Raw genomic sequence first — 25,115 nt, 5'->3', positions numbered from 1 at the left:
TATCTTATTGTTATCAATTGATTATTTGATGACATGCAACCCAATGATCAGATGCAATTTCTATCAAAGAGGGTGTTTGTTGCTTGCAGATATCTTGTCGATTTACACAACGATGGTAATAAGGGCATCCGGTGAATGTTTTAGGTGCATCAGTGTAGATTTGTTGTTTAAAAGGCGTGCGTTGTGAAGGATGAGTCGGTAATACGGCAGATAATAAAGTCTGACTATATGGGTGTTGAACACGGTTATCCATTTTAGGAATAACTTCAACAATATGACCAAGATACATCACAATAATACGATCACTGACAAAGTTAACCGCAGAAATATCATGAGAAATAAACAGATAGGTCAGTTGTAATGTCTTTTTAAGGGTATTAATTAACGTAAGGATTTGCTGTTTTAAAGCAAAATCAATACTCGAAACAATCTCATCACACACCACAAATTCAGGCTCAAGCACGAGTGCTCTTGCAATACCAATCCGTTGTTTTTGTCCACCGGATAACGCATCAGAATGTCTTGATAAAAAAGAGCTATCTAAACCGACTAACTCTAATGTTTTACTGATCAGTTGCTGACGCCCTTGGCGAGTAAGGTGTTTATAATTAATTAATGGCTCAGCAATAATTTGTTCTACGGTAAAATAAGGATTAAAAGCATCTGCACTGGCTTGAAAGATCATCTGCATATTTTGGCGAATTTGGCGCATCTGTTTAAAACTAAAATCTGTGATCGCCTGTTTTGAAAACGTAATAACGCCCTCATCACTTTGTTCTAATTTCAGTAATAATTTGCCAAGCGTGGTTTTCCCACATCCAGATTCCCCAACAACACCTAACGTTTCGCCTCGATAAATACAAAATGAGGCATTGGCAACCGCACAGGTTGTAACGCCATTTTTTTTATAATATTTAGACAGGTTTTTGACTTCGACTAATGGCATCTTATTTCCCCTGCTTTATTGTTGAAAATAAACGCTGGGTATATTCATGTTGAGGCTCATCAAAAAGTTGAGTCACACTTCCCGAACTCACAATATTGCCCTGATACATCACATAAACGTTATCTGCCATTTGCGCCACAATACCCAGATCGTGCGTGATCAACAAAATGGCGATCCCCAATGATTTCAAACGATCAATTTCATATAAAATAGCCGCTTGCGTTGTGAGATCTAAAGACGCTGTCGGTTCGTCAGCGATAACAACTTGCGCCTCTGATAACAGTCCCATACCTACCATAATGCGCTGACACATACCGCCACTTAACTCAAATGGGTACTTATTTAACAACTCATCTGCATGGCTTAATCCAAGGCGAGATAAAATGTCTTTATATCGTTGTCGCTTTTCTGTTTTCGATTTTTTTCGCCATAAAGGGGATAACGATTCGGCAAAATGCTTTTCTATTTTGATGGTAGGATTTAATGCACTTCTTGGCTCTTGGAAAATCATGGCAATTTTCTGCCCACGAATGTTTCGCCACTGCCTTTCACTTTTATTTGAAATCACATCACCAGATAACGTTATTTCACCCGAAATAACCTTTCCGGGCTTATCCACTAAATTCATTAAAGAGAGTGCCGTAGCTGATTTACCGCTTCCCGACCCTCCAATTAATGCCGTTATTTTTCCGGCATAGAGATCAAGATCGATATTATTTACCGCTACAAACTCACTCTTTTGTTGTTGAAAAACAGTCGTCAGCCCTTTGACGGATAAAACAGGTTTAGAGCACATCTTAAATCTCCTCCTGTTTTTTTAAATCTAAGGCTTTAGCGTTGTTTTGTAAGACATCATTTAATCCTTCACCAATCATATTTAGCGCCCACACTGACAGCATAATGGCAAGTGCAGGGTAGATAATCATCATCGGATATTGCGTCATATATTGTCGGCTATCACTGAGCATCACTCCCCAATCTGCAATAGGTGGTTGTGAGCCTAAACCGATAAATGAAAATGCCGCAACGTGCGTAATAACCGCCGCAATACGTAATGTGGCGAGAACAATAATAGATGACATGGCATTAGGAATAATGTGATGAAATATAATACGGCGATGAGGTGAACCGACAGAGATAGCCGCTTGAATAAAATCTTTCTCTTTTAATGCAATAACAGAGCCACGAATAATACGGGCAAAAGGTGCCCACCAAAGGGTAATAAATACCAATAGGATCGTCATTAAACTGGGACCTGTGATCCCAATTGCCGCCAATGCCAATAAACTGGATGGAAATGTTGATGCGATATCAACAAGACGCATAATCAAGTTATCGGTTTTGCCTCCTACATATCCCGCTAAAATTCCCAATGGAATACCAATGCTAAGCATTAATGCAGTGGCAAGTACCGCTGTCGAAAGGCTGGTGCGGATCCCATAAATTAAGCGTGAAAAGACACAACGGCCTAGTTGATCCGTTCCTAATGGATAATCAACGCTAGCACTCATCAGTTTTAATTTAACGTTAGTCAAATAAGGATCATGAGGGGCTAAATAAGGAGCAAAAACACCCAAAATAATGAGAAAGAGGATGATCACCACGCCAGTCATTGCTAAACGTTGTTGTAAAAATCGCTGCAAAAAATTCGGCTGCATGGTTATCACTCCATCATTATTTTAGGATCGATAAACACATACAACACGTCTATCAAAAGGTTAATAACAATGTAGGTTACCGCCACAACAACGATATATCCTTGAATAACCGGCAAATCTTTAAGGCGAATACTATCTACGGCAAATTTGCCAATACCATTCCATGAAAAAATGGTTTCACAAGCAAATTGCCCGCCTAACAACTTACCAAAATTCACGCCAATTAACGTAATACAAGGCAAAACGGCATTTTTTAAACCATGACGAAAAAGTGCTGCTGTTTTGCCTAAACCTCTTGCTCTGGCTGCTCGAATATAATCGGTATAACTCACTTCAATTAAGTTATTACGTAAAATACGGGTATACATCGCTGCATACCCTGCACTGAGCGTTAAGGCGGGTAAGAGAATATTTTGCATACTGTCGCCTGCAATCACTGGCGCAAGATGTAATTGGATCGCAAAGATATACAGTAATAACAATCCGAGACAAAAATCAGGTAAGGTCGCTGCAACCGTGGTTAAAAAACGAATGCCGTGGTCAATCGATGTATCCTTAAAACGTACAGAAACTAACGCGATAGGGACACATAAAATAATGGCAAATAACGTCGAAACCAACGCCAATTTTAACGTTGCAGGAAATCTATCCATAATTTCTTGGCTAACAGGTAAACCGGATTGAATCGATGTACCAAAATCACCTTGTAAGGTGTGTGCCAACCAACTTAAATATTGAATATACAGAGGTCTATCTAATCCCAGTTCTGTTCGCACCGCTGCAATACTGTCCGGTGTTGGAATGATCCCTTTGCTTCGTAAAGTAATTTCAGCAATATCACCCGCTGAAATATGGCTTAATATAAATGCCAAAATACTGACAATAATAAGCATAGGAACAACTTGGATAAGTCGTTTAAAAATAAAGCGTTTAAAGTTCATTTTGATGATTTATTATAATGATAAATTTGGCGTCTAATAACTGAAAGCCAAATTATAGAGATTAATCTTTGATGAACTATTGATATAACACGTTATTTATTCAATTTCTTTAGCTAAATAAAAAATAACTTTTTTATTTTATATATATTCTAAAGATAAATATTTATATTTTTAAAACAGTTATAAACAAAATTATATTTGGAATTTTAGAAATAATAACAGTTTATTTAGATTTTATTTATATAGATTAAAATCAACAAGTTAAAAAACAAAAAAAGAAGATGAAAATCATCTTTTAGAAAAAAGAGTAATTTGGCGAAAAGATACAAATTAATAAAAAATAGAGATGAAAACACATTAAAAATACTTATAAATAAAAAAGCTCAAATAGAATATTTAATTTATTATTTCATTATTGAACTCTTATTAAAAAACAAAAAATGTCTCTAAATAATCGATTTCAACTTCACATTTTCTATTATTAATAGGTCAAAACAAAAATCGTATTAACATAACTGATATCGAAATCCATCTTTGTTCCCTCGACCATGTTGATTGTTAATACCCTACATACTCTTTTCGATTAGATGTAAAACAGAGAAAGTTGGCACTCTGCTGCTCTGTTACAAAAGGCGAACATTATCAAATTCTGTCGAAACCGTTATTTGACTGATTATCTCTTTTTTAAGTAAGTACTTCGCCACATCATTGTAAATACAAATACTCTATTTATATTAAATTGCATAAGAGAGCAGTTTAGTTACATAGTTATTTCATGATAATTATTTTAAATCATATTCACCTTGAGTAAAAACAAATATTTCATTATTTATTTACTTTTTATTTACATTATAAAGTTATTATCCAACTAAGAATAGAAATAGAATTCTTATTAGTTTTATCTCTATTTAAATAAGAATTATTTGTAGTAACAGTCATATATTAATTTAGATCAATATTCATTAATCATTTTTAGACACTCCCAATAATAAAGTTTATCTGTTAATTAGAAACTCATCACAAAACAAATAAAACACCAATTAACATCTAAAAAAGACTAAGTTATTGGACTTATATTTCTAAAAATTACCTTACAAAACAAAAAAAAACAAAAAGAGAATAAATAAAATTTTTTATATAGTGATAAGTAATCATAAATACTTAAGTTATCTTTACTTAATAACGATAAAAAACTCGATTTACGCGTATAAAAATTGAGATAAAGTTTAAAAACACTAATATTTTTATTTTGCAGCAGAAAATCCTATGAGATTAATCCTATCCCCATAAAAGTTTTAAATTGTAGAATTGACCTCAAGACAAATTGGTAAATAAAACAAATAATCCAAAAAAGAATAAATGCACTTATTTTAGCTTTATCTCTTTTTCGCATATTTGAATATATTGACTAAAAGCATAAAGAGAATTGACATTCAAAAATTCAAACAATCAGTTTTCCATTTCAAAAATATATTTTATTTAAAATGAGTCTATTTAAAATTCATTTTAAATAAGTATTTTTACTAAAGCCTAAATAACTGAATAACAGATCATTTTTAAATAATATCTGTTATTTAAAAACATTATGTAATAAGAATTAATCTACGAAGGATATTTTATGAAAAAGCTGACATTAGCCGTTCTTGCAGTTGCTATTATGGGTACAACAACTCTTGCTCAAGCTGATACTCGTAAAGCAAGTGCTGTTGCTTCATGGGATGCGAAAGCATACAAAGATACTAAAAGTATGTTAGTTGTTACACCATTAAAATCTTTAACTTTCTATTATGCAGAAGGTATTAAAGCATTTAACTCTCAAGATGGTGCGTTCGATATCACTATCCAAGGTCAAGAAAAAGCCACTGACTTTAAACTGACTTCAAAAATCATCACCGATAAATTAGTACGTGCTTCTGATAACAGTGAATTAACTGTTGGTGTTAAATGGAATGGTACTGATTTAACTAGCTCAACAGAAACCACCATGGTTGACGTTGCTGCTGGTACAACTGCAGGTCTTGATTTCTTAGCTCAAGACGGTGCTTACAACGGTAAAGAGCGTGTAAGCGGCCAAAGCCAATTCACTTTTAATATCGCTTCCGCAAAAATCGCAGGTACTGATGCTCAATTCTCTGATTTAGCAGACGGTTACTGGGATGGCGACGTTAAAGTTCAGTTTACTGCAACTTGGGAAGGCGACTTCACTAAAGCACCATAAGTTACAAAGTCAGTATTTTAATAAATACGGGATGAGCGAATTTTCGCTCTCCCTCAAGGATCCACGATGAAAAAAATAATATTAGCGTGTTTGAGTCCTTTGGTTTTTTATAGCCAATTTGCAGCAGCCATCCATGTCGGTGCTATTACTGAAACAATGCAGTCTGATCAAACTATTCTTGCCAAAGAAATCGAAAATAACGTTGAGCAAGCTCGTTTAGTCGGGTTATCTATTGAGCGTATTTCATCGCCTTTAGAAGATGGAAAAGTGATCCCTTTAGTTAATAATGAAATTTTGATCTCACCAGCAAACTTAATTTTACCCGGAAAAACCAAAGAAAATTTCAAGATTTTCTATAAAGGTCCTAGTGATAATCAAGAACGCTATTATCGCTTAGTTTGGCGTGATGATCCCGTGACTGAAACCGGATCAACACAGAGCGCAAAAGCAGCAACTGCGACCACATCAGCAATGATAAGCACCATTTTAGTCGTCGCCCCACGTCAAGAAAACTTCAGTTACCGTTTCGATAAAAGCACTCGTATTGTTTACAACACGGGGAATAGCTCATTCCGTACTGTCGCCACGGGCGATTGTATGCCTGATGCCGTGACAAAAAATGAAAATAATCGTTGTAGTGAACGCTATTACGTCATGCCAGGCCTTGGTGTTAAGTTAAAACAAGTCGATGTTCAAAGCAAAAGAGCAACTGTCGGTATTTGGCATAACGATGATTTTATTATTATAAATTAATTTAATAAGGATTCATTGTGCGTAAATCAGGGATAGCTCTAGGTATCGCTTTATGCCTTTTATCTGGAAGTGCATTTAGCCAATCGTCTAGTTTAAAGATGGGTAACTACATCATTCCTAGTGTCTTCGTAACTGCGTTAGAAGAAGGCATGACGATCCCTGTTTATCTACGTTATAACCTCTCTAATCAATCTGTATTAGAAGAACAAAGCCGTAATAAAATTGCCGATGCACTAGTGGTACTTAAAGACAATAAAATTACGATTAACTCAGTGACTCCAACACTCGATGAAGGTGATGCACAAGTTGCCTCTATCAATGAGCAACTCCTCCAATCATTAAACGAACTTAAAGATAAACCCTTTGATCAAAATAATAAGATAGTGCTTTCCCCAGATGCTACGCTTAATTTTGATTTAAGTACCTTTATTATGTCGTTAGATGTTAATGAAGCAGGCCTTGCCACTCAAGTTAAAGCCCGTTCGGAAATGTTAGGAAAATCAACCGTTGATAATATTTCCTCCGTTACCACCTATGATTTAGGTGTCTATAACAATCAAATGAAACAGCAAAAAGATAACACCAACAGTTATTTTTCAATCGACAGTATTTGGAGTTTTGCTGAAAACCATTTGAACTTAAGCGCCACTGCATATGGCTTAGGCACCGCAGAGCAATCTTTTGACTTTTATCGTGCCATGTTTGAACGTGACTTTAATGGTCGCCGTCTTGCTTTTGGTCTATTAAATACATGGAACTTACAATCTATTGCTTCCATGTCAGCACTTAACAGCAGTAAAGTTTATGGTGTTACTTACGGTAATAACTCATCGTCTAAAGTAAGCCATTCTCAACTCTCTCTAACACCTATTACAGTCTTTTTGCCAAGTGCCGGTGAAGTCCGTCTTTATCGCGATGGAAAATTATTAAGTATTCAGAATTTCCCAATGGGGAGCTTTGAAGTGGATACCGCACCACTTCCTTTTGGTATTTATGAAGTCGATGTCGAAGTGGTGATTGATGGGAAAGTTCGCTCTAAGCAGCGCCAAACTGTCAATAAATCTTACAATATGAAAGGCGCAACCTTAAACCAATTCCGTTGGGAATTATATTCAGGATATGTAGATTACAAAAAGCGTATCAAAAATAATAATAACGAATATCGTACAACCAGTGGCGATAATACGATCTTAGTTGGTGGCGCAGGTGCGATTACATTAGGTGTATTTTCAGGCTTGAACCTACAAGGTTCTGCTTATGCTTTTGATAATCTTGCCGTATTAGAAACCAATAGTAATTTACAATTAACGGACACACTCTCAACCAGTTGGCAGGCATTAATTGCTAAAGATGGTAGTAACCGTAATATTTTTACTGCTAATTACTCCTTGCCTAAAGGGATTGGTGCATTATGGGTCAACCGAGAAAAAGGAAATATCAAAGATGATTTTCCTATGTATGACTCTGATAACTACTCTTTTGGTACTACCCTGAATTTCTCTCAATTTTGGGAATATGCAGGCTCATTTACTTATTCTCACACTAAAGATTTAAGAGATAAAAATAAGTCTAACAGTTTTGAATATGCAACTACACTTTATACAGGTCGTTATGGCAGTATGAGTTTGCGTACTGGTGTTCAACGCTATCACTACGATAACCAAAACAGTACCAACGAAAAATATATCACCTTAGATTTCTCACTGCCGTTAGCAACATGGCTTAGTGCAGGTGTTTCTTCCAGCAATGGTAATCTACGGGGCGAGTTATCTGCATCAAAAAGCTTTGAAGATTCCGCTATTCGTAATGCAGGCTTATCCATGTCCACTTTGTTACATGATAAAGATGGTACTGACAGTGATTTCTCTGTCAGCGGTTACGGCTCGTTTGATACCAAATACAGCACCGGTACGTTAACCATGAGTCGCCCTAATAATGACCGTTTAAATACCACATTAACGGCGCGAGGCTCACTGGCTTATAGTGATATGAATTTCTCCGCCAGTGGTAAACAAGAAACATCGGGTGTGATTGTCAAAACAGGGATTGATGGTGAAGGTCAAATTGCCGCTAACGTCAATGGCCAACGCTTTGTGTTATCGGGTAGTAATAACTTTATTCCGCTTTCCCCTTATGCCGAATATAAAGTCGAATTGCTGAATGATAAAAACAGTGAAGACAGCTTTGATATTGCTTCGGGTCGGGTGAAAAACGTGGTGCTTTATCCGGGTAACGTTGCAGTGCATCAGCCTGAGTTAAAACAGATGGTTACTGTGTTTGGTCGAATGAAATCGCCTGATGGCACATTGTTAGCCAGTGCTCAGGTACGTAACCATATCGGGCGCACTCAAACCGATACCCAAGGGCAATTTGCGATGGATGTTGATAAACGTTATCCAGTAATTTCATTACAACAAGATGATAAACAAATTTGTGAAGCTGAATTAGATTTGTCATCAGCTCGTGGTGTGCTGTGGGTAGGTGATGTAATTTGTGATCCACAAACTACATTGGTAAACCGGAATTAAAGGAAAGCATATAATGTTTAAACATTATTTATTATTAATACTTACCCTTTTTGCTACATTTACTACCAGTGCAGCAACTTACACCAATGATATTGTTTTTATTGAAAACAATATCGATAACGAATATTTTATTACTCCACAAAAAACGGACCCCCGTTTTAGTGGTGCTAATGTTTTTACTAAATATAGTGATAATCAACTTAGTTTAGGCTACATGGGATATACAGGTGTTGTTCCTCTCTACAATTACTTTGATATTTGGTTAGAAAACTCCCCAATTAAAATGCCATTTATTGGTAACCGTTGCTGGCGAACCTATAGAGATTGCCCTTCTGATGGTATACAAAGACCAGAGCAAGTTTTAAGTAACGGAATGTATCGTGCTTATATGAATACTCATGGCGGTGAAGCGGGTATTCCTAGAGCGATATTCTCTGATTCTTTTTATCAATATATGCAAAACTTGCCCGTTGGCAGTACTGAGAATTTTAGTTATTTCTTCTGCTATACCAAAAATGATTACAACCCGGCATTGGGTCAAACGTGTCGTTCTGTAAACGGTAAAGTAGATGAGCAAAGTTTTGCGATTACCAAAAAAGGGCATATAAGACTAAAATCAACCAATGCGTTACAAGAGATTTTTGTCGATAGTGAAGGTAATGCCGTATTAGGCTTAGGCTCTAAATTTTGTGAAATTGTGGGCGATAATGTTGTCTGCAAGATGGTCGATTATGAGCTAAAAGGCGAAAGCTTAAATGTTATGAGACTGGCGATGAAAGTCGATACGACCGCATTATCATTTACACCAGCCATAACGGATATTTATCTCTCTCAGACACCTACTTCAACCAAATATTATTATTCATCAGCAACGATTGCTTCTTATTTAGTCACTCCTGGTAATGGCGGCGTTTATGTTCATTTTACAAAAAGTTTTTTTAAAAAATTAATTAAAAACAACGTAGATCTTTCTAAAAGCCAAGATTTATTTACCTTTAGTTTTACCAATGTCTCGGTACCTCAATCAGGGTTTTATGAATTTACGCCATCAAATACAATTATTATTAAACCTCGCGATTATGGCATTAGTATTGTTTCTAAAGACTTAACCAATAATCCGCATAGAGAAGGAAAAGTGGGCGATAAAGAGCCACCCCTAACCTTTGACTATATTGTAACCACCAGTGCATTTCGCCAAGCAAATAAAATTACTGCCGCCGTTGAAGGACCGAAAACAACAATCCGAGGTCAGTCTTACTGCTTATTTAGTTCTAAAGATAAAAAAATCAATGTGCCTTTTTCAGCCTATTTAACGTATACCGATGAAGGTGGCTCAAAAGTAAAAAATCGCACTGCTTGCGATAATGTGCCTATCTCCATAAAAGAGGCATTATGGACAAAAACCACATGGCCTTATCCTTATCAGTTAGAAGGCAATTTCTATCGTACCGATTTACAATTAACCTTTCCTATGAATGAAAGTGCTTCTCTTTTCTCAATGGAAGGTGAAGACTGGATTGGTGTAGTAGAGGCTCGGGGCTATGTTAATGTCTTTGCAGAATGGTCAGGAACTGACATTCACTAAGTAAAATAAGCGTCTCCTCTTTTATATTAGGGATAATTTTCCTCTAATACATAAACAAAAAGTTGAAGATCAAGACAAGCATCCATGTTTGCTTGATCTTCGATTTGCGTTATTAACATCCGTTGTTCTAACGCTATATTGTCTCGATGCCATCCTTGAGCAATCCAACCCAAACTAAACGCCAGTAGTGCAATCCATGCATATAACGCTTGTGTGTTGAACATGACCTAACTCCTTAGTCATTCGAGACAAAACTGACTTTATCGACTTTTATTATGATGAAAACGTGTTGCACTTTTTACTTGGTATCATCTTTTTCTTTCCCTGAAAAAAATTGACTACCTCGTTTACGTAACCAGATTTCGACTAACTGATAACCCACAATACCGAGCGCTGAGCCAATTCCCATTACTGCGACAGAATCAATTCCAGGCCATAAAATAAGCAGTGCGCCAGCAACAACAGAAACCGCAGAGCCTAAAATAATTTTGCCGATAAACAATCTTAATGTAATGGTGTCATTCGCAACGAGCATCTTCCCTAATGCAATAAAAGCGCCCACTATGACTAACGATATCAATGTGCTGTCATATTCATCCATGAATACACCTCATCTCTGATTACACTTTTTTAACCGTAAAAAGAACCCTCACCTCCCAACATTCATCAGATAATCTGTAAAGAATTAGCAGTAAACCACGACCCTGTGTAACTGAATAAATTCCCGATTGAGATAACGTAAGTTCCTTTTATTTCAACTACGCGCAACATCCATTTGCGATAAACAACAGGCGATTCAGTTATATTACTGCTAACTTCCTTGTTAACTTGTAATAGACATCCTTGTCTATTGCTTTCTACTTACACTGAAAATCAACAAAAAGAATAAACAACAAATTCAATATCTTGCTTATCTCCGTATCATTTAACGTGAAGCTATTATCTACAAAGTTTGTATTTCAGGCTAGTAAGTTTGTTCGGTTAACGTCGGTTATCAGAGCTTATCCGACAATAACCGAACTATTTACATCAATCAAAACAAATAAACTTGTTTTAAGCATCTTTAAATAACCTTAAAACAAAGATTTATATAAAAAAACAATAAACAGGCTGGTTATAATACAAATTTCAGCTAATATAGAAGCTATCTGATAGCCTTTAGCAAAGAGAAAAGCGATATGCGTGTCTTAACTATTTTTTGTCCTGAGTGCGGTGAAAAAGCGCTTATAAAGAAAAGTAATCGTAAACACAAAGAGTTATCCGATCTCTATTGTGCTTGTCGTGATCCTGAATGCGGGCATACCTTTGTTTTAAACCTCACGTTTAGTCATACCCTTATGCCAAGTGCAAAAAACAAAGATACGTTGTTATTAGATGTGATTAAAAACCTTTCTCCAGAACAGAGAGAGAAAGCACTCACTCTTTTGCAAGGTATGTAACCATCACCAACTGACACTCTCTTTTTCATTTATTTTTATGATCTTGCTCCCATTCTGACAGGTTATTTGACTAACCTATTCTTATAGAAAGATAAATGATGTAGATTCATTTTTAAGCTAAATAAAAATAATTCTTATGTTTTAAATAAAACAAACACCGCTTATTGATGCCGTGTTTGCCAATCCTTTAATAAATAATTTGTCAGCCACCCAAACCAGAAATCCTATTTCTGGTTTGAAGACTAAACACAAATTTCAAATGGAGCATTTAAGATGAAAAAGCTGATTAATCGAGTTGATGATGTGTTATCTGAACAACTACAAGGCTTTGCCAAAGCCCATCCTGAAATCAAACTTCATCCCTCCTCTTTTTATGTCACGCGAAAAGATGCTCCAGTAAAAGGTAAAGTTGCTCTATTGTCCGGCGGTGGTAGCGGACATGAACCGATGCATGCAGGTTTTGTGGGTAAAGGAATGCTTGACGGTGCATGTCCGGGTGAAATATTTACGTCACCAACACCTGATAAAATGTATGACTGCGCCAAAGCCATTGATAGTGGTGAAGGTGTTTTAATGATCGTGAAAAACTACACCGGCGATGTGCTGAATTTTGAAACGGCAACAGAACTGCTTCATGACGATGGTGTAAAAATCGCAACAGTATTAGTTGATGATGATGTGGCAGTAAAAGATAGCTTATATACCGCAGGACGTCGTGGTGTCGCCAATACCGTATTAATTGAAAAACTACTGGGTGCGGCAGCTGAAAGAGGCGACTCTCTTGATGAACTAGTTAAATTAGGTCATCACATTAATAACAATGGTTTTTCTATCGGTGTTGCCTTGGAAGCTTGTACAGTTCCTGCTGCGGGAAAACCTTCTTTTACTTTACCTGAAAATGAAATGGAATTTGGCGTCGGTATTCACGGTGAACCGGGTATTGATCGTCGTAAATTTACTTCCCTGAATGATACCGTCGATGCCATGTTTAATACTTTAATTGAAAATGGCCACTATCAACGTGTGATCCGCAATTGGGATCGTGAAAACGGCACTTGGATCGATGAAAATCAGGAAAAACAGCCTTTAAAATCTGGCGATCGTGTCATTGTTTTAGTTAATAACTTAGGTGCCACACCACAATCTGAGCTTTATGGTGTTTATAACCGTTTAACCCAATGTTGTGAAAAATCTGGCTTAACCATCGAACGTTCTTTAATTGGTTCTTATTGTACTTCGCTCGATATGTCAGGGATCTCTATTACGTTATTAAAAGTGGATAACGAATTACTGACCTTATGGGATGCCCCAGTGAATACACCTGCAATGGTGAAATAAGTCTTTAATAACAAGAAAAAGGAACAAGAAATGGCTTTAACTCACGCTCAAATTATTCTTTGGTTACAACAATGCGCACTACTGTTTGAACAAAATAGTGATTATTTAACGGATTTAGATCGTGAAATTGGTGATGCTGACCACGGTTTAAATATGAATCGTGGCTTTAGAAAAGTGCAGGAAAAGTTACCTGAATTTGACGGGCAAGATATTGGCACCATCCTTAAAACCACAGGCATGACATTGCTCTCAAATATTGGCGGAGCAAGTGGTCCTCTATTTGGCACCTTCTTTATTCGTGCCGCCAAACCCACGGCTTCATTGCAAAACTTAGAACTTAATCAACTCGTTGAAATGGTAACAGAAGGTGTAGAAGGCATTGTAAGTCGAGGAAAAGCAGAGCCAAATGACAAAACCATGTGTGATGTTTGGTGGCCTGTGGTTGAGTCATTAAAGCAATCTAATGAACAAAATCTTTCTATTAAAGAAGCCCTCAACCAAGCACAAATTATCGCTGAAAAAGCGGCTGAAAATACTATCCCAATGCAAGCTCGAAAAGGACGAGCAAGCTACTTAGGTGAGCGCAGTATCGGACATAAAGATCCCGGCAGTGCTTCTGTGGTACTGATGATACAAGCTCTTGCAAATAGTGTTAATGCATAACTGACCAAGAAACCAATACAAGCAACCAATAAAGGTCTACCATGATAAATATTGTTATTGTTTCTCATAGTAAACATCTCGCTGATGGTGTGGCAGAGCTTGCCAGTCAGATGCTTAATCCAGCTCATTGCCAACTTGCCGTTGCCGCCGGTATCAACGATGAAGAACATGCGATTGGTACTGATGCCGTTAAAATTATGACGGCGATAGAATCACTTTCTCAAGCACAATCTATTGTTGTGATGATGGATTTAGGCAGTGCAATATTAAGTGCAGAAACTGCGATTGAGTTACTTGATCCAGATCTCGCTGAAAAAGTCACCCTCTGCTCTGCTCCCTTAGTTGAAGGTACTCTTGCAGCAGTTGTCGCCGCATCTTCAGGTGCGTCATTAGAGAAAGTGATTGAAGAAGCTTCAAATTCTTTATATCCAAAGAAAATTCAGCTGGGTGAAAATTTTGTTCAGCCTAAAAATGATATTAATGCCCCTGTCAAAATTCACGGCAAAGAGGCAAGTTGGGTTGTTCGTAATCCTCATGGATTACACGTAAGACCGGCTGCAACTTTAGTTGAGGTACTTTCTGCTTTTCAGGCTGATTATCAATTAGTTAAAGGGGATAGACGTATTAATCCTCTCAGCTTAAATCAGCTTTCATTAATACAAATTCGCCAAGGTGATGAGATAACGCTAATTGCCTCGGGTGAGCAAGAAGATGAAGCGATTGCCGCTTTTCTTGAACTTGCCAAAAATGGCTTTGGTGAAGAGCTACCTTCTGATTCTAATACCATAACATTAAAAGGTATTTTAGCCCCTGTGTCTCAAATTAAAGCACCGGCTTTTATTTGGCATGAAATAGAGCTATCACCAATAGAAAACTTATCTGAACCAATTGATATTAGTGCTCAAGTTGGCAAACTTAATTTTGCAATAAAAGAGACGCTAAAAGCTCTAAAACAGACAGCCAATAAAGCGAGCCAGACATTAGGCGAGCATATTGGTGCTATTTTTAACGGCCATATCATGATGTTAGATGATGATGAGTTAATAACGAGTGTGATTGATCGCATTAAAGAAGAGAAGATCAGTGCCCAACAAAGTTGGTCGGATGAAATGCAAGAAAGAACACAATTGTATTGCGCTCTCTCCGATCCCTATTTACGCGCACGTGAACTCGATCTTCGTGATCTGCGTAATCAGGTGCTTTACCATTTACAAGATAAAACGCGCCCAAGTTTCACCCCTTCACAACCGGCTATTTTGATCGCAAAAGAGCTTTTTCCTTCTACACTCATTCAATTAATTGATAGCCCGTTAGTTGGTATTGCTTTAGCAAAAGGTGATAGCCTCTCTCACAGTGCCATTATCGCAGCAGAAATGCGCTTACCGATGTTAGTCAATTTAGGACCTGCGTTATTAAAAGTTTCTGAATCTCAAAAGCTAAAATTAGATACAAATAAGGGTGAATTAGTTATTGAACCAATAACGTTATAAACCTCTTTTCACATTAACTGCATAAAAAAACCCGCACAATCATGTGCGGGTAAGTCAACGAAAAACGCTATCAATCTAGGTCATTATTGACTCTTCTAATTTTATTAAGGTATTGATAATACCAATGTCGTAGTACCACTAAAGTTACCTAATGAAGGCGTTCCATAGGTTTGAAGCTTTGACATCACTCTCACATAAGTATATTCATTCTTTATTGCGTTCACCTGTGTTCCAATCGATGCAGGTGAACCATTTAAAGTTAAAAAAGAACGAATGCTACCATCTGGTTTTAAGTTTAAAAAATGATCTTCCATTGAACTGGTAATTTTTACAGGCATAGTTTCATTACAAGTAAGTGCAAATTGCTCTTCGGCTTCATTACCATTAACTTGTGTCACATCAAGTACGCCATGTGAAATATTTAAATTACTAGAAATAAATGCACATTTACCTTCAGGCGGAGGGGCAATACCACATACACCACCAGGTACCATTCTTCCGCCTCCTCCCGTTGGACTACTCGTCATAAAGAAAGCAATACATTCATCAACGGTAACAGGCCCAGCATGGGTACTATAATTCACATAGGGAAAACTAAGCCCACATTGATTTATAGCCACATCACGAATTTCAGCCATAGAGCTTAAATTTTGTAAATCTACACCACATCGCCATCTTGCCCGATGCTCTGTTCCTGTTCCTCCTTTATTTGGTGTGGAATGAAAGTGATTTAATTGAATATAACATCGCCCACTAAAACCTAAACTCTTACAAGGATTTGGCGTAAAACCTATTTCAGTCCAATATTCCAATACATAATCATAACGAATATTACCTTTAATATCTGGAGAAGGACCCGATTTAGTAATATAAGTAAAATAACCTGCCTGTGCGCTAAATAGCCAAAAACCACATACGACAATCAGTAACTTTAAAATTTGCTGTATTCTTTTCATTATTTATTACTCATATTTCAAAGAAAACACGGCGGTAGCAGAAAAATGCCCCGGTTTAATTGATTTATTTGCAATAGCAGCCGCTGTTGCTTGCAGATAAGCAATAAAATTAAGCTCAAAAATGCCATTATTAGGAATATTATATAAACTGGTATAATCCCCTAATATCACGGGTACACCTTCTTTAGTGGTAATTTTTATTCCTAAATCAGGGTTATTTGCACTGTCGTCTAATGCCAATAATCCAGCAAGTTCATTATGCGTTGCCCCTTCAAACTTAATTTTCACTTGTTTGGCAATAGAGATATCACACTCTGATAAAATGATTTTGAAATCCTTTTTCTCGAATTCAAAATAACTTTTATAAATATCATCCAAGCGAATTTCATCAAATATCACATCAACCTGAGAGTGTTCAGGTAAGACTTTGCAAGGTGCAATAATTAATGAACCAAAAATATTAAGATTTTCAGCTGCAAAAATAGAAGAAGAAAATAATAAACAACTACCAATAATAGAGCGAAACACACTTAATCTATTCATTATTGGTACTCCACAAATAAAGTGCCACCTGAGGTAAAATTACCGGGCGTCAGTTCACTATTTTCTTTTTTAACCAGAACAGCCCAAATCTTTTCAGGATTATTTAAATTAACTGAATACTTTTTATTTAAATCAATAATAGAATCACCCATCATAAATTTTACGGCTAATTCATTAATATTGGTTCTCAGTCCATTGGGATCGAAACTGCTTTTTTTCCCATCTATCGATAAATACATATTCCAGTTATTTAAATTTTCTTCACAAGTAATCTGGTAATTAATCTCTCGTTTTTGGTCATAGCCTTTAATCGTTTTTATTGCCACAGGACCAAAATTTACCTCAATCATATTGCCATCATTCACTTTACAAGGAGGTGGCGTTAGTAAATTACCTTTAATCAGTACCTGTGTTTCATTATCTTTAGCCAAACTGGATGAAGAAAATGCAGAAAATAAAAATAACATAATGAGGAATGGATAATAACGCATGTTGTTTATTCCTCCGTTAGTTGTAATAAACCTGCATAGTTGCAGTTGCAGTAAAAGCGCCCGTTGGTAACGTGGCACCACTTTTTTTCACGAGTACAGCATAAAGCTCAGGTCGAGTTTGATAGTTAAACTTGAACGGTGTTGTCATATAGATATTGGTATCAGCGGTTTTAAATAACACCCCTAAATCTGTCACACTTGTTTTTAAATAACGTGTATCAAAACCTGCACCATCACCGGTAAATTTCAGCGACATACTCGGATCACCTGTTGTTTTACAATCCAAGGTGTAATCCATTTTTTGTTTATAATTTTCGTTTTCTATTCTTGTGGTCATTACATCATTAAAATTCACTTCGATAGGTTTACCATCGTTAATTTTGCAAGGACGTGATTCCACACTCCCGCTCACTGTGACTCTTAAAAAGCCAGAAGCAGCCCATACAGAAGGAGCGAGAAAACTCATACAAAGAAAAAGTATTACACCTCGGAATATAAGCATAATATTACGCCTTCTTATCTTTGATATTTGCTGAACAAATATCTCCACGACATTGGAATGTTAATTCAACTAATCCACCGAAATCATTGAGATATTCAATGGCTGGCGTTACACCTAAATCACCTACTTTTGCCCCTAATGGACGTTGTCCAAAAGGCTCAATCATCACCGCTTCAAAGTCTTTTACTTCGGTATTGTTCTTTCTGACTTTGGTAATGGTTAAATAATAAGGTGAAGGATTTTTCACATTGTAATTAGTACCTTGTTTTTCAATCACAATGTCTTTTTCCATTGGATTAGCCTCTAAGCGGCTAGGTGCGACAATACTTTTTGGTCGATAAAACACTTTAATTTTTGTCTGTAATGCAATTTGTAAAACATTGGGAGAATCGCTACGAGGAGGAATTTCGCGAACATTAAGGTAATAAATACTTTCTCTGTCTGTCGGTAACATATTGGTTGCAGGTAATGCCTGTATTTTAATTTGGCTTTTGTTACCAGCTTCAATACGTTGAACTGGCGGTGTTACCACAAAAGGAGAATTAATTTTTTCATCTTTACTATTCTCAAGCCAAGATTGTGCTAAATAAGGTTTAGATTCATTTTCATTTTCTAAAACCATACTGACTGAGCGCTCACCTTCATTATATAAAACACGTGTTCTATCTAATGCGATAGCGGAATAAGCGGATTGAGAAAAAAGGCAAAGTGTAACGATAGCGCTTAATGTTTGTGTGTTGATATATTTCATTTCATTCACCGTTGACTTAAATTTAATTACTTACAAGGAAGCAACAACATGTTGCTTAAATTATTTTCTAACACTTGAGGTAATTGGAATTGGCAAGTTTCACCATTCCAAGCAAGATCTAAAGTTTCACCTGCTTTTACACCTGATAAATAAACAAAGCCTTCGTCTGAAATAATGCCGACCTCTAATTTATCTTTGTTATAAACACTAGCTCCAAAAGGAGGATGTTTCTTATCAGCCATGGTGATCACGGCTAAGACCTTCTCACCTTCAATCACATTAAATTTACGATAGCCAATCGCCCCTTCGGTTAAGGTGGCATATTGAGATGATTGAACAGCATCCGCTTTTTCAGGAAGGTTATTAATATCGATCGTAATATGGCTACGAGAATAATTTTGCACGCCCATTAAAATAGCTTTACCGTGGCGGTTAGTCTCAATTGGCGTTAAACCTGTTTTAATCGGAATATCTTGAACATTATTGGTATCAACCAATATGCGTGAATTTCCCATTGAAGTGACTCGGTGGAATGCGCCCCCTTCTGGAGTAACGGTTATTCCCCCCATTAATTGCATCGATAATGCACTTTGATTATTTTGGGTATAAGTACCACTTGTTGTCAGTTTTGCTAAATTACCGTCGTAGTTATAGAAACCTGAAAGATTAACTTTATCGCTATCCCACGTTCCTGCCGATAAGTTATACGTACTGCGTTCATTAAGTCGTTCATAATAGTTAACGCTGTTACTGGTATTATGGCGATTAAACGATCCAGAATAACTAATATTGGCATCATTACGCTCAAGTGGTACACCTAATGACACATAAACCCCTTCATCATTATTGTGGCTCGATTCCACTTTATAAGCTGATAAGTTAATGGATAAATTTTTAAAATTAGCCCAATCAAAATAACTAGAAACCGTAAAACTATAATTATCTGTTGAAGGTCGGTTCCAATAGGTTTGGCGAGAATAGTTTAAGTAAGTGTTGATATTATATTCAGGGAAAGCCGTACCAAAGATTGCGGTATAAAGCTCTTTACCACTGTCAATATGAAGCCCTCGATAACGACCATCTAAAAACTGAGTCATACTTAAATAGTCACGTTGAGAGAAGCGATAACCCGCAAACGTAATCTGACTATTTATTTCGTCGAATTGCTTTGAATAAGTAACGTTATAAGAAGTTCCTGATAGGGTTTTATCATCAAAGTTACTTCCCATTTCAGCCCGTGAAGCTGAAATATTAAAGGAGAGAACCCCAAATGGCGCTAAATCTTGCCCTAAACCTAAAGCAATATTTTGATATTCTGTTGAGGCTAATAACCCACCATAAATTGTGGTGTTATTCGCAGCCCCCCACGAGAAAGAACCTAAAGAAAATGCAGGACCTTCAGTATCGTGTTCATTTTTAGTGGGTTTACCCATCACCAACTTGTATAAAAACTGTCCCGGTCTTGTTAGTGTGCCTAAACGCGATGTTTCCACTTTAAATGTTTGAACAGAACCATCTTGTTCTTCAATAGAAACATCTAAGGTACCGCCACCGAATGTATTGACGTCCTGAATTCGAAATGGCCCTGGACTTACTTCATTTTGATAAACAATACGACCATCTTGACGCACAATAACCGTGGCATTAGTTCTTGCAACTCCCGCAATTTCAGGTGCATAGCCCTGTAAACGCGGTGGGATCATCGCATTATCACTTTCTAATGAAGCACCAAGATAACGGAAGCTATCAAAAAGCTCTGATGAGAGATATTGCTCACCTAACGTTAATTTGGCTCCCAAAGAACGAATGGCACGAAAAATATAAAGCTGGTTCCAACGCCATGATTTATCGTTGCTATTTAAATTACCGCCAGAGGCTTGCCAATCAGAGCGAAAACGCCAAGCGCCCATATTAATGCCCATTACACCACTAATATTGGTTCCCGTTTCTGTCCTTTTATCGTTGTTTTCATATCGAATAAGGCGATTACTCATATTGTAATCAAGAAAGAATCCCGCTATACCATCATCCCAACGTGATGGCGGATCCCAACTCGGATCTTGATATTCCATAAAGGCTTGAGGAATGCTGATATTTAAAATACCAGTGTAGAGATCACCCACAGCATTCATATTTGGCACTGAACGAAAATCAAGACACTGGATATTATTTGTTGTTAACCAAGTGACTTTTTTTTCCCATTCAGACTTTAAACCTAAAATGGGATAAACCTCTGGGGTGATACAAGGAATAGATAATTCTGCGTTGTAATCTGGGGCAAAAAATAAAGTAGGCTCTTCGTTTCTTACTCTTTGTTTATTAACGTCGGTCGCCAGTAAATGAGTGCCCGGCTGAATATAATTTGCGTAAGAAAATTTAGTAAAATCGGTATTTTCAATACCTTTATCAGTTAAGAAGTCGGTATTGAAATCGACTGCTTCTTCTGCAAAAACAGGCAACGAAAAAGGAACAAAGAATAAAAGCATTACTTTTGTGATCTTATTTATTTTCATGCTTTTCATTTTGCTATGCCATCCTCAGCATTATTAACAGAAGACAATATTGATGAGATGCATGGCGCTTAAGCGCCACACATCTTATTAAAAAAACAACAATTATTCGTAGATAACCTTGAAGTTAGCCACTGTGTCGAAAGAACCTGTTGTTGCTTTCTTATCGTCTGCTTCGTTACCTTTAACGTAAGCTGAGAATTGCAATGTAGTGAGAGAGCCGTCGCCATTATTTAAAGCGTGACCTGCTACTGGGAAACCTTGACCAAAAGTAATTGGATTATTACCACGGTCAGTGATAACGATACCTGCGTTTTGTACTTTGCCACCTAAGCCCAGTAATTCGCCTGTATAACCGTCAAAACCACTTACAGTTGCACCAGTGAATGATACTTTTGCAGTTTTGTAAGTTTCAGTTGAGCAGTTTTTCAGGACAATATCGAAGTTTTCGCTATCTGAACGGAATTTATTGCTAGTCAGTTCATGCAATGCGATTTCACCAAACTTAACCGTTTGATCTAAACTTTTATCATCGATTGAACATGGAACGTCATTGATAAAGCCAGTAAAACGCACTTTACCTTCACGGCTTTCCGCTGGATCTGCTGCTAAAGTAGGAGCAGCAACAACTAAAGATAACGCAACACCTAAAGCTAATTTAGTAAATTTCATAAAATTTCCTTTATATACAATAAAGATAGTGATATTTCTTGGCTTCTGACTAAATAAGCGATAAATAATAAATACATCGCCCTTCTACAATTTAAATTTTACAGATCCATTGATATTGATTTATAAAACCAAAATAGGGGATATCCTACGAATGCGTCCTTTATGCATTCATATTCAAATTAATTTACGGAATAAGTTAACCGTATTAACTTTTTTAAACGTCGTTTTTAAATATTTTAGAAATTAAGTTCCTTAATTAATAAAAACATCTTAATTTGACATGTAAATAAGTAATAAATTTTAATCAGAAAGTAAGAGTAAAAAATTAAAGAAAAGAAACGATTTAAATAATATTTCTTTACTTGTTTTGCAATGAAATACTCGCAAAAGGCGTAAATTAAGTCAAAAGTCAAAAAATGATATTATTAGTATAAGTTGAGGATAGTTATCAAATGAAACAATTCTTTAAATGAGTAATTAAAGTATTTTAAACTAAAATTACATATAGATTAGATATTATTACTTAATAAAAAATAAAGCCGCCACTATTAACACTTTCAGTAAGTAAAATAAATATAAAAACTAAATAAATAAAAACAACCAGTTTTTTATAACGAAAATACATAAAAATACAGATAATCACATCCTACTGACACGATAAAGCCAGAACATATACAAAAACACTTAGGATTCATCTCAATTGAAAGATTATATTATATTCTTTAATTCAATTAAAAATCTGATAATCTAATTATGACAATATATTTAAATATCGTTAATTTGTTCTCAACAAGAATTAAAAATAAACTATAAATACAAATCAAACATAATGCTCTTTTAATGATTATTCTTTTTAACATGGTCAATTATAGAATAAAATAACTTTAAGAATAATAAAAAATCCATAGCAAACAAGATAACAACATCTCGTAACTATTTTTTTACTTTTTTATTTTATTTCCGCTATTTTATAAAAAATACAAAACTAATTGTCATGTAAAAAATACCATTATGACCGTCAAATAAAGACACTTCTTTTTTATATTTAAATATTAATAAGATTTTAAGAAAAACAAATCTAAAACAGTTCATTGTTTTGACACGTAAAAGGTGTAAATACTGTATAACTTCATAACAATAAAATTTTAACCTAACAGATTAAAAATTAAAGTATAAAAAATCAAATAAGTTGTCTTTTTTCGATTTCAAATAAAATAAAAGGCAAAACAAACTCAATATAAAATATAAAATATAATTTGAAAAACAAAAAATAAGAAATAAATCTTATGATAAAAATCACCATACTCTTTATAGGAGTGAAACAACGTTAAATAGATAAATATATTTTAACTTTTATTTTTTAAACAATAAATGCTATAAGACTTTTCTTATCAACTTATACTACTAGGTTGTCTAAATTAACTCACATAATAAGTATTCAGATATAAAACACAGAGTTAGGAGATATCCATTTCAGATAAAAACACCACAATTAATTAACAATAAAAAATAACTCTTATTTAAATCGTTATTTCTTTAAATAGCAATTAGGGACTCATTATACCTAAAAAACAATAAGACAATATTTTATTGATTAATAAAAAATCAAAAAGAATTATTCTTTAAAATAGCATTTATTTAAATAATGCATTTTACAGAAGGACTCTTTTATTCAAAAAATGGATAAACGCATAAAATTTCTTTCATTAATAGAAAGATAAAAAAGCAATCTAATATAGATAATCAATAAAGGATATAGTATGAAAAAGCTGACATTGGCGGTTCTTGCTGTTGCTATTATGGGTGCTACTACCCTTGCTCAAGCAGATACTCGTAAAGCAAACGCAGTTGCTTCATGGGATGCTAAAGCAATTAAAGACACTAAAAGTATGTTAGTTGTTACTCCATTAAAATCTTTAGTATTTAACTATGCTGAAGGTATTAAAGGCTTTAATACTCAAGATGGTGCGTTCGACATCACTATCCAAGGTCAAGAAAAAGCAACTGACTTTAAACTGACTTCAAAAATCGTTACTGACAAATTAACTCGTGCTGCTGATGATAGCGAATTAACAGTCGGCGTTAAATGGAATGGCGTTGCATTATCTAACTCAACAGATACCACTATGGTTGACGTTGCAGCCGGTACTACTGCTGGTCTTGATTTCTTAGCTCAAAATGGCGCTTACAACGGTAAAGAACGTGTGAGTGGTCAAGGTCTGTTCACTTTCAATATCGCTTCTGCAAAACAAGCTGGTGCTGACGCTAAATTCTCTGATTTAGCAGACGGTTACTGGGATGGTGACGTTAAAGTTCAGTTTACTGCAACTTGGGAAGGCGAATTCACCAAGTAAAACATCGTAAGCCATCAAACTGGTTTTTAATAAATAAGGGGCGAGCGAATTTTCGCTCATCCCTAAAGGATTCGTAATGAAAAAAATAATATTGACGTGTTTGAGTCCTTTGTTTTTTTATAGCCATTTCGCTTCGGCTATTCATGTCGGTGCCATTACTGAAACAATGCAGTCTGACCAAACTATTCTTGCAAAAGAAATTGAAAATAATGTCGAGCAAGCACGGTTAGTTGGATTATCTATCGAGCGAATTTCATCACCTTTAGAAGATGGAAAAGTGATCCCTTTAGTTAATAACGAGATTTTGATCTCGCCAGCAAACTTAATTTTACCCGGTAAAACCAAAGAAAATTTCAAAATTTTCTATAAAGGTCCTAGTGATAATCAAGAGCGCTATTACCGCTTAGTTTGGCGTGATGATCCGGTCACAGAAACAGGTGCAACCCAAAATCAAAAGGCAGCAACTGCGACCACATCCGCAATGATAAGCACCATTTTAGTCGTTGCTCCTCGTCAAGAAAATTTTAGTTATCGTTTTGATAAAAATGCTCGCATTGTCTACAACACGGGAAATAGTTCATTCCGTACCGTTGCAACGGGTGATTGTATGCCTGATGCCGTGACAAGAAATGAAAATAACCGTTGTAGTGAACGCTATTACGTCATGCCGGGCCTTGGTGTCAAATTAAAACAAGTCGATGTTCAAAGCAAAAAAGCAACTGTCGGCGTTTGGCATAACGATGATTTTATTATTGTGAATTAATTTCATAAGGACTC

At 35.8% G+C, this 25,115-nt stretch carries 23 protein-coding genes; 10 read left to right on the top strand and 13 right to left on the bottom strand.

The window, feature by feature from the left end:
* Positions 1-13: 13 nt before the first annotated feature.
* The 4 genes from ABN236_RS07895 to ABN236_RS07880 are packed head-to-tail and all read right to left on the bottom strand — an operon-like array spanning position 14 to position 3,545.
* The gene (locus ABN236_RS07895) at positions 14-946 is read right to left on the bottom strand and encodes an oligopeptide/dipeptide ABC transporter ATP-binding protein (protein ID WP_349473727.1); all 933 of its coding nucleotides are present in this window, start codon (positions 944-946) and stop codon (positions 14-16) included.
* 1 nt (position 947) lies between these two features.
* Complete coding sequence (locus ABN236_RS07890) at positions 948-1,742, bottom strand: ABC transporter ATP-binding protein (RefSeq protein WP_349473726.1); 795 nt, start codon at positions 1,740-1,742, stop codon at positions 948-950.
* A gap of 1 nt (position 1,743) precedes the next feature.
* Positions 1,744-2,604 (bottom strand): ABC transporter permease, encoded by an 861-nt coding sequence (locus ABN236_RS07885; RefSeq protein ID WP_318621438.1) that lies wholly within the window; start codon positions 2,602-2,604, stop codon positions 1,744-1,746.
* Between the two features lie 5 nt (positions 2,605-2,609).
* The gene (locus tag ABN236_RS07880; RefSeq protein ID WP_349473725.1) at positions 2,610-3,545 is read right to left on the bottom strand and encodes an ABC transporter permease; all 936 of its coding nucleotides are present in this window, start codon (positions 3,543-3,545) and stop codon (positions 2,610-2,612) included.
* Positions 3,546-5,163: 1,618 nt separating this feature from the next.
* Between ABN236_RS07880 and ecpA (ABN236_RS07875) the strand changes: the two genes are divergently transcribed.
* From ecpA (ABN236_RS07875) to ABN236_RS07860, 4 genes are all read left to right on the top strand, one after another.
* On the top strand, positions 5,164-5,763 hold the full coding sequence (gene ecpA, locus ABN236_RS07875) for a common pilus major fimbrillin subunit EcpA (protein WP_194951208.1): 600 nt from the start codon (positions 5,164-5,166) through the stop codon (positions 5,761-5,763).
* Positions 5,764-5,829: 66 nt separating this feature from the next.
* Positions 5,830-6,516: an EcpB family pilus assembly chaperone gene (locus ABN236_RS07870; protein ID WP_194951209.1), complete on the top strand. Its 687-nt coding sequence runs from the start codon at positions 5,830-5,832 to the stop codon at positions 6,514-6,516.
* A 17-nt stretch (positions 6,517-6,533) separates the two neighbouring features.
* Positions 6,534-9,044, top strand: a complete 2,511-nt coding sequence (locus ABN236_RS07865) for a CS1-pili formation C-terminal domain-containing protein (RefSeq protein WP_349473724.1) — start codon at positions 6,534-6,536, stop codon at positions 9,042-9,044.
* A 13-nt stretch (positions 9,045-9,057) separates the two neighbouring features.
* Positions 9,058-10,629 carry a fimbrial adhesin EcpD family protein gene (locus ABN236_RS07860; protein WP_349473723.1) on the top strand — a complete coding sequence of 524 codons (1,572 nt, stop codon included), beginning with the start codon at positions 9,058-9,060 and terminating at the stop codon, positions 10,627-10,629.
* Between the two features lie 26 nt (positions 10,630-10,655).
* Here ABN236_RS07860 and ABN236_RS07855 read toward each other — a convergent pair whose 3' ends face one another.
* Both ABN236_RS07855 and ABN236_RS07850 read right to left on the bottom strand, forming a co-directional pair.
* Positions 10,656-10,853, bottom strand: a complete 198-nt coding sequence (locus tag ABN236_RS07855; protein WP_165122375.1) for a hypothetical protein — start codon at positions 10,851-10,853, stop codon at positions 10,656-10,658.
* A 74-nt stretch (positions 10,854-10,927) separates the two neighbouring features.
* Positions 10,928-11,230, bottom strand: coding sequence for a phage holin family protein (locus tag ABN236_RS07850; RefSeq protein ID WP_349473722.1), 303 nt, complete (start codon positions 11,228-11,230; stop codon positions 10,928-10,930).
* A gap of 577 nt (positions 11,231-11,807) precedes the next feature.
* Between ABN236_RS07850 and ABN236_RS07845 the strand changes: the two genes are divergently transcribed.
* The 4 genes from ABN236_RS07845 to dhaM all read left to right on the top strand — a co-directional run bounded on the left by ABN236_RS07845 (position 11,808) and on the right by dhaM (position 15,559).
* Positions 11,808-12,068: an Ogr/Delta-like zinc finger protein gene (locus ABN236_RS07845; protein WP_023582814.1), complete on the top strand. Its 261-nt coding sequence runs from the start codon at positions 11,808-11,810 to the stop codon at positions 12,066-12,068.
* Positions 12,069-12,341: 273 nt separating this feature from the next.
* Positions 12,342-13,406 carry a dihydroxyacetone kinase subunit DhaK gene (dhaK, locus tag ABN236_RS07840; RefSeq protein ID WP_349473721.1) on the top strand — a complete coding sequence of 355 codons (1,065 nt, stop codon included), beginning with the start codon at positions 12,342-12,344 and terminating at the stop codon, positions 13,404-13,406.
* 30 nt (positions 13,407-13,436) lie between these two features.
* Positions 13,437-14,069, top strand: a complete 633-nt coding sequence (gene dhaL, locus ABN236_RS07835; RefSeq protein WP_349473720.1) for a dihydroxyacetone kinase subunit DhaL — start codon at positions 13,437-13,439, stop codon at positions 14,067-14,069.
* A 41-nt stretch (positions 14,070-14,110) separates the two neighbouring features.
* Complete coding sequence (gene dhaM, locus ABN236_RS07830; protein WP_349473719.1) at positions 14,111-15,559, top strand: dihydroxyacetone kinase phosphoryl donor subunit DhaM; 1,449 nt, start codon at positions 14,111-14,113, stop codon at positions 15,557-15,559.
* Between the two features lie 104 nt (positions 15,560-15,663).
* Here dhaM and ABN236_RS07825 read toward each other — a convergent pair whose 3' ends face one another.
* From ABN236_RS07825 to ABN236_RS07795, 7 genes are all read right to left on the bottom strand, one after another.
* Positions 15,664-16,515, bottom strand: coding sequence for an MrpH family fimbial adhesin (locus ABN236_RS07825; protein WP_349473718.1), 852 nt, complete (start codon positions 16,513-16,515; stop codon positions 15,664-15,666).
* A gap of 6 nt (positions 16,516-16,521) precedes the next feature.
* A complete protein-coding gene (locus ABN236_RS07820) occupies positions 16,522-17,058 on the bottom strand; it encodes a fimbrial protein (protein ID WP_349473717.1) in 537 nt (178 codons plus the stop codon).
* Positions 17,058-17,549, bottom strand: a complete 492-nt coding sequence (locus ABN236_RS07815) for a fimbrial protein (protein WP_193015979.1) — start codon at positions 17,547-17,549, stop codon at positions 17,058-17,060. The genes ABN236_RS07820 and ABN236_RS07815 overlap by 1 nt, the downstream gene beginning before the upstream one ends.
* Before the next feature lie 16 nt (positions 17,550-17,565).
* On the bottom strand, positions 17,566-18,051 hold the full coding sequence (locus ABN236_RS07810) for a fimbrial protein (protein WP_088494591.1): 486 nt from the start codon (positions 18,049-18,051) through the stop codon (positions 17,566-17,568).
* 4 nt (positions 18,052-18,055) lie between these two features.
* On the bottom strand, positions 18,056-18,802 hold the full coding sequence (locus ABN236_RS07805) for a fimbrial biogenesis chaperone (RefSeq protein WP_349473716.1): 747 nt from the start codon (positions 18,800-18,802) through the stop codon (positions 18,056-18,058).
* A gap of 26 nt (positions 18,803-18,828) precedes the next feature.
* Positions 18,829-21,324 carry a fimbria/pilus outer membrane usher protein gene (locus ABN236_RS07800; protein WP_311755287.1) on the bottom strand — a complete coding sequence of 832 codons (2,496 nt, stop codon included), beginning with the start codon at positions 21,322-21,324 and terminating at the stop codon, positions 18,829-18,831.
* Between the two features lie 93 nt (positions 21,325-21,417).
* A complete protein-coding gene (locus ABN236_RS07795; protein ID WP_349473715.1) occupies positions 21,418-21,984 on the bottom strand; it encodes a fimbrial protein in 567 nt (188 codons plus the stop codon).
* A gap of 1,760 nt (positions 21,985-23,744) precedes the next feature.
* On the opposite strand from ABN236_RS07795, the gene ecpA (ABN236_RS07790) reads away from it, so the two are divergent.
* Together ecpA (ABN236_RS07790) and ABN236_RS07785 are read left to right on the top strand one after the other, a co-directional pair.
* Positions 23,745-24,338: a common pilus major fimbrillin subunit EcpA gene (ecpA, locus tag ABN236_RS07790; protein ID WP_349473714.1), complete on the top strand. Its 594-nt coding sequence runs from the start codon at positions 23,745-23,747 to the stop codon at positions 24,336-24,338.
* 76 nt (positions 24,339-24,414) lie between these two features.
* On the top strand, positions 24,415-25,101 hold the full coding sequence (locus tag ABN236_RS07785) for an EcpB family pilus assembly chaperone (protein ID WP_318621857.1): 687 nt from the start codon (positions 24,415-24,417) through the stop codon (positions 25,099-25,101).
* Positions 25,102-25,115 lie beyond the last annotated feature (14 nt).

The sequence above is a fragment of the Proteus sp. fly-1013 genome, from assembly GCF_040140245.1.
GTDB classification, from domain to species: Bacteria; Pseudomonadota; Gammaproteobacteria; order Enterobacterales; family Enterobacteriaceae; genus Proteus; species Proteus mirabilis_B.
Note: the sequence above shows the minus strand (reverse complement) of the source record. Positions and strands in the feature narration are given on the sequence as shown.

Excerpts from the sequence above, each read along its gene's own strand:
- ABN236_RS07810 (WP_088494591.1), bottom strand. The coding sequence starts at position 18,051 with ATGCTTATATTCCGAGGTGTAATACTTTTTCTTTGTATGAGTTTTCTC.
- ABN236_RS07785 (WP_318621857.1), top strand. The coding sequence starts at position 24,415 with ATGAAAAAAATAATATTGACGTGTTTGAGTCCTTTGTTTTTTTATAGC.
- dhaM (WP_349473719.1), top strand. The coding sequence starts at position 14,111 with ATGATAAATATTGTTATTGTTTCTCATAGTAAACATCTCGCTGATGGT.
- ABN236_RS07800 (WP_311755287.1), bottom strand. The coding sequence starts at position 21,324 with ATGAAAAGCATGAAAATAAATAAGATCACAAAAGTAATGCTTTTATTC.
- ABN236_RS07890 (WP_349473726.1), bottom strand. The coding sequence starts at position 1,742 with ATGTGCTCTAAACCTGTTTTATCCGTCAAAGGGCTGACGACTGTTTTT.
- ABN236_RS07815 (WP_193015979.1), bottom strand. The coding sequence starts at position 17,549 with ATGCGTTATTATCCATTCCTCATTATGTTATTTTTATTTTCTGCATTT.
- ABN236_RS07850 (WP_349473722.1), bottom strand. The coding sequence starts at position 11,230 with ATGGATGAATATGACAGCACATTGATATCGTTAGTCATAGTGGGCGCT.
- ABN236_RS07855 (WP_165122375.1), bottom strand. The coding sequence starts at position 10,853 with ATGTTCAACACACAAGCGTTATATGCATGGATTGCACTACTGGCGTTT.
- ABN236_RS07805 (WP_349473716.1), bottom strand. The coding sequence starts at position 18,802 with ATGAAATATATCAACACACAAACATTAAGCGCTATCGTTACACTTTGC.
- ecpA (WP_349473714.1), top strand. The coding sequence starts at position 23,745 with ATGAAAAAGCTGACATTGGCGGTTCTTGCTGTTGCTATTATGGGTGCT.
- ecpA (WP_194951208.1), top strand. The coding sequence starts at position 5,164 with ATGAAAAAGCTGACATTAGCCGTTCTTGCAGTTGCTATTATGGGTACA.
- ABN236_RS07885 (WP_318621438.1), bottom strand. The coding sequence starts at position 2,604 with ATGCAGCCGAATTTTTTGCAGCGATTTTTACAACAACGTTTAGCAATG.
- dhaK (WP_349473721.1), top strand. The coding sequence starts at position 12,342 with ATGAAAAAGCTGATTAATCGAGTTGATGATGTGTTATCTGAACAACTA.
- ABN236_RS07825 (WP_349473718.1), bottom strand. The coding sequence starts at position 16,515 with ATGAAAAGAATACAGCAAATTTTAAAGTTACTGATTGTCGTATGTGGT.
- dhaL (WP_349473720.1), top strand. The coding sequence starts at position 13,437 with ATGGCTTTAACTCACGCTCAAATTATTCTTTGGTTACAACAATGCGCA.
- ABN236_RS07870 (WP_194951209.1), top strand. The coding sequence starts at position 5,830 with ATGAAAAAAATAATATTAGCGTGTTTGAGTCCTTTGGTTTTTTATAGC.
- ABN236_RS07820 (WP_349473717.1), bottom strand. The coding sequence starts at position 17,058 with ATGAATAGATTAAGTGTGTTTCGCTCTATTATTGGTAGTTGTTTATTA.
- ABN236_RS07880 (WP_349473725.1), bottom strand. The coding sequence starts at position 3,545 with ATGAACTTTAAACGCTTTATTTTTAAACGACTTATCCAAGTTGTTCCT.
- ABN236_RS07860 (WP_349473723.1), top strand. The coding sequence starts at position 9,058 with ATGTTTAAACATTATTTATTATTAATACTTACCCTTTTTGCTACATTT.
- ABN236_RS07895 (WP_349473727.1), bottom strand. The coding sequence starts at position 946 with ATGCCATTAGTCGAAGTCAAAAACCTGTCTAAATATTATAAAAAAAAT.
- ABN236_RS07795 (WP_349473715.1), bottom strand. The coding sequence starts at position 21,984 with ATGAAATTTACTAAATTAGCTTTAGGTGTTGCGTTATCTTTAGTTGTT.
- ABN236_RS07845 (WP_023582814.1), top strand. The coding sequence starts at position 11,808 with ATGCGTGTCTTAACTATTTTTTGTCCTGAGTGCGGTGAAAAAGCGCTT.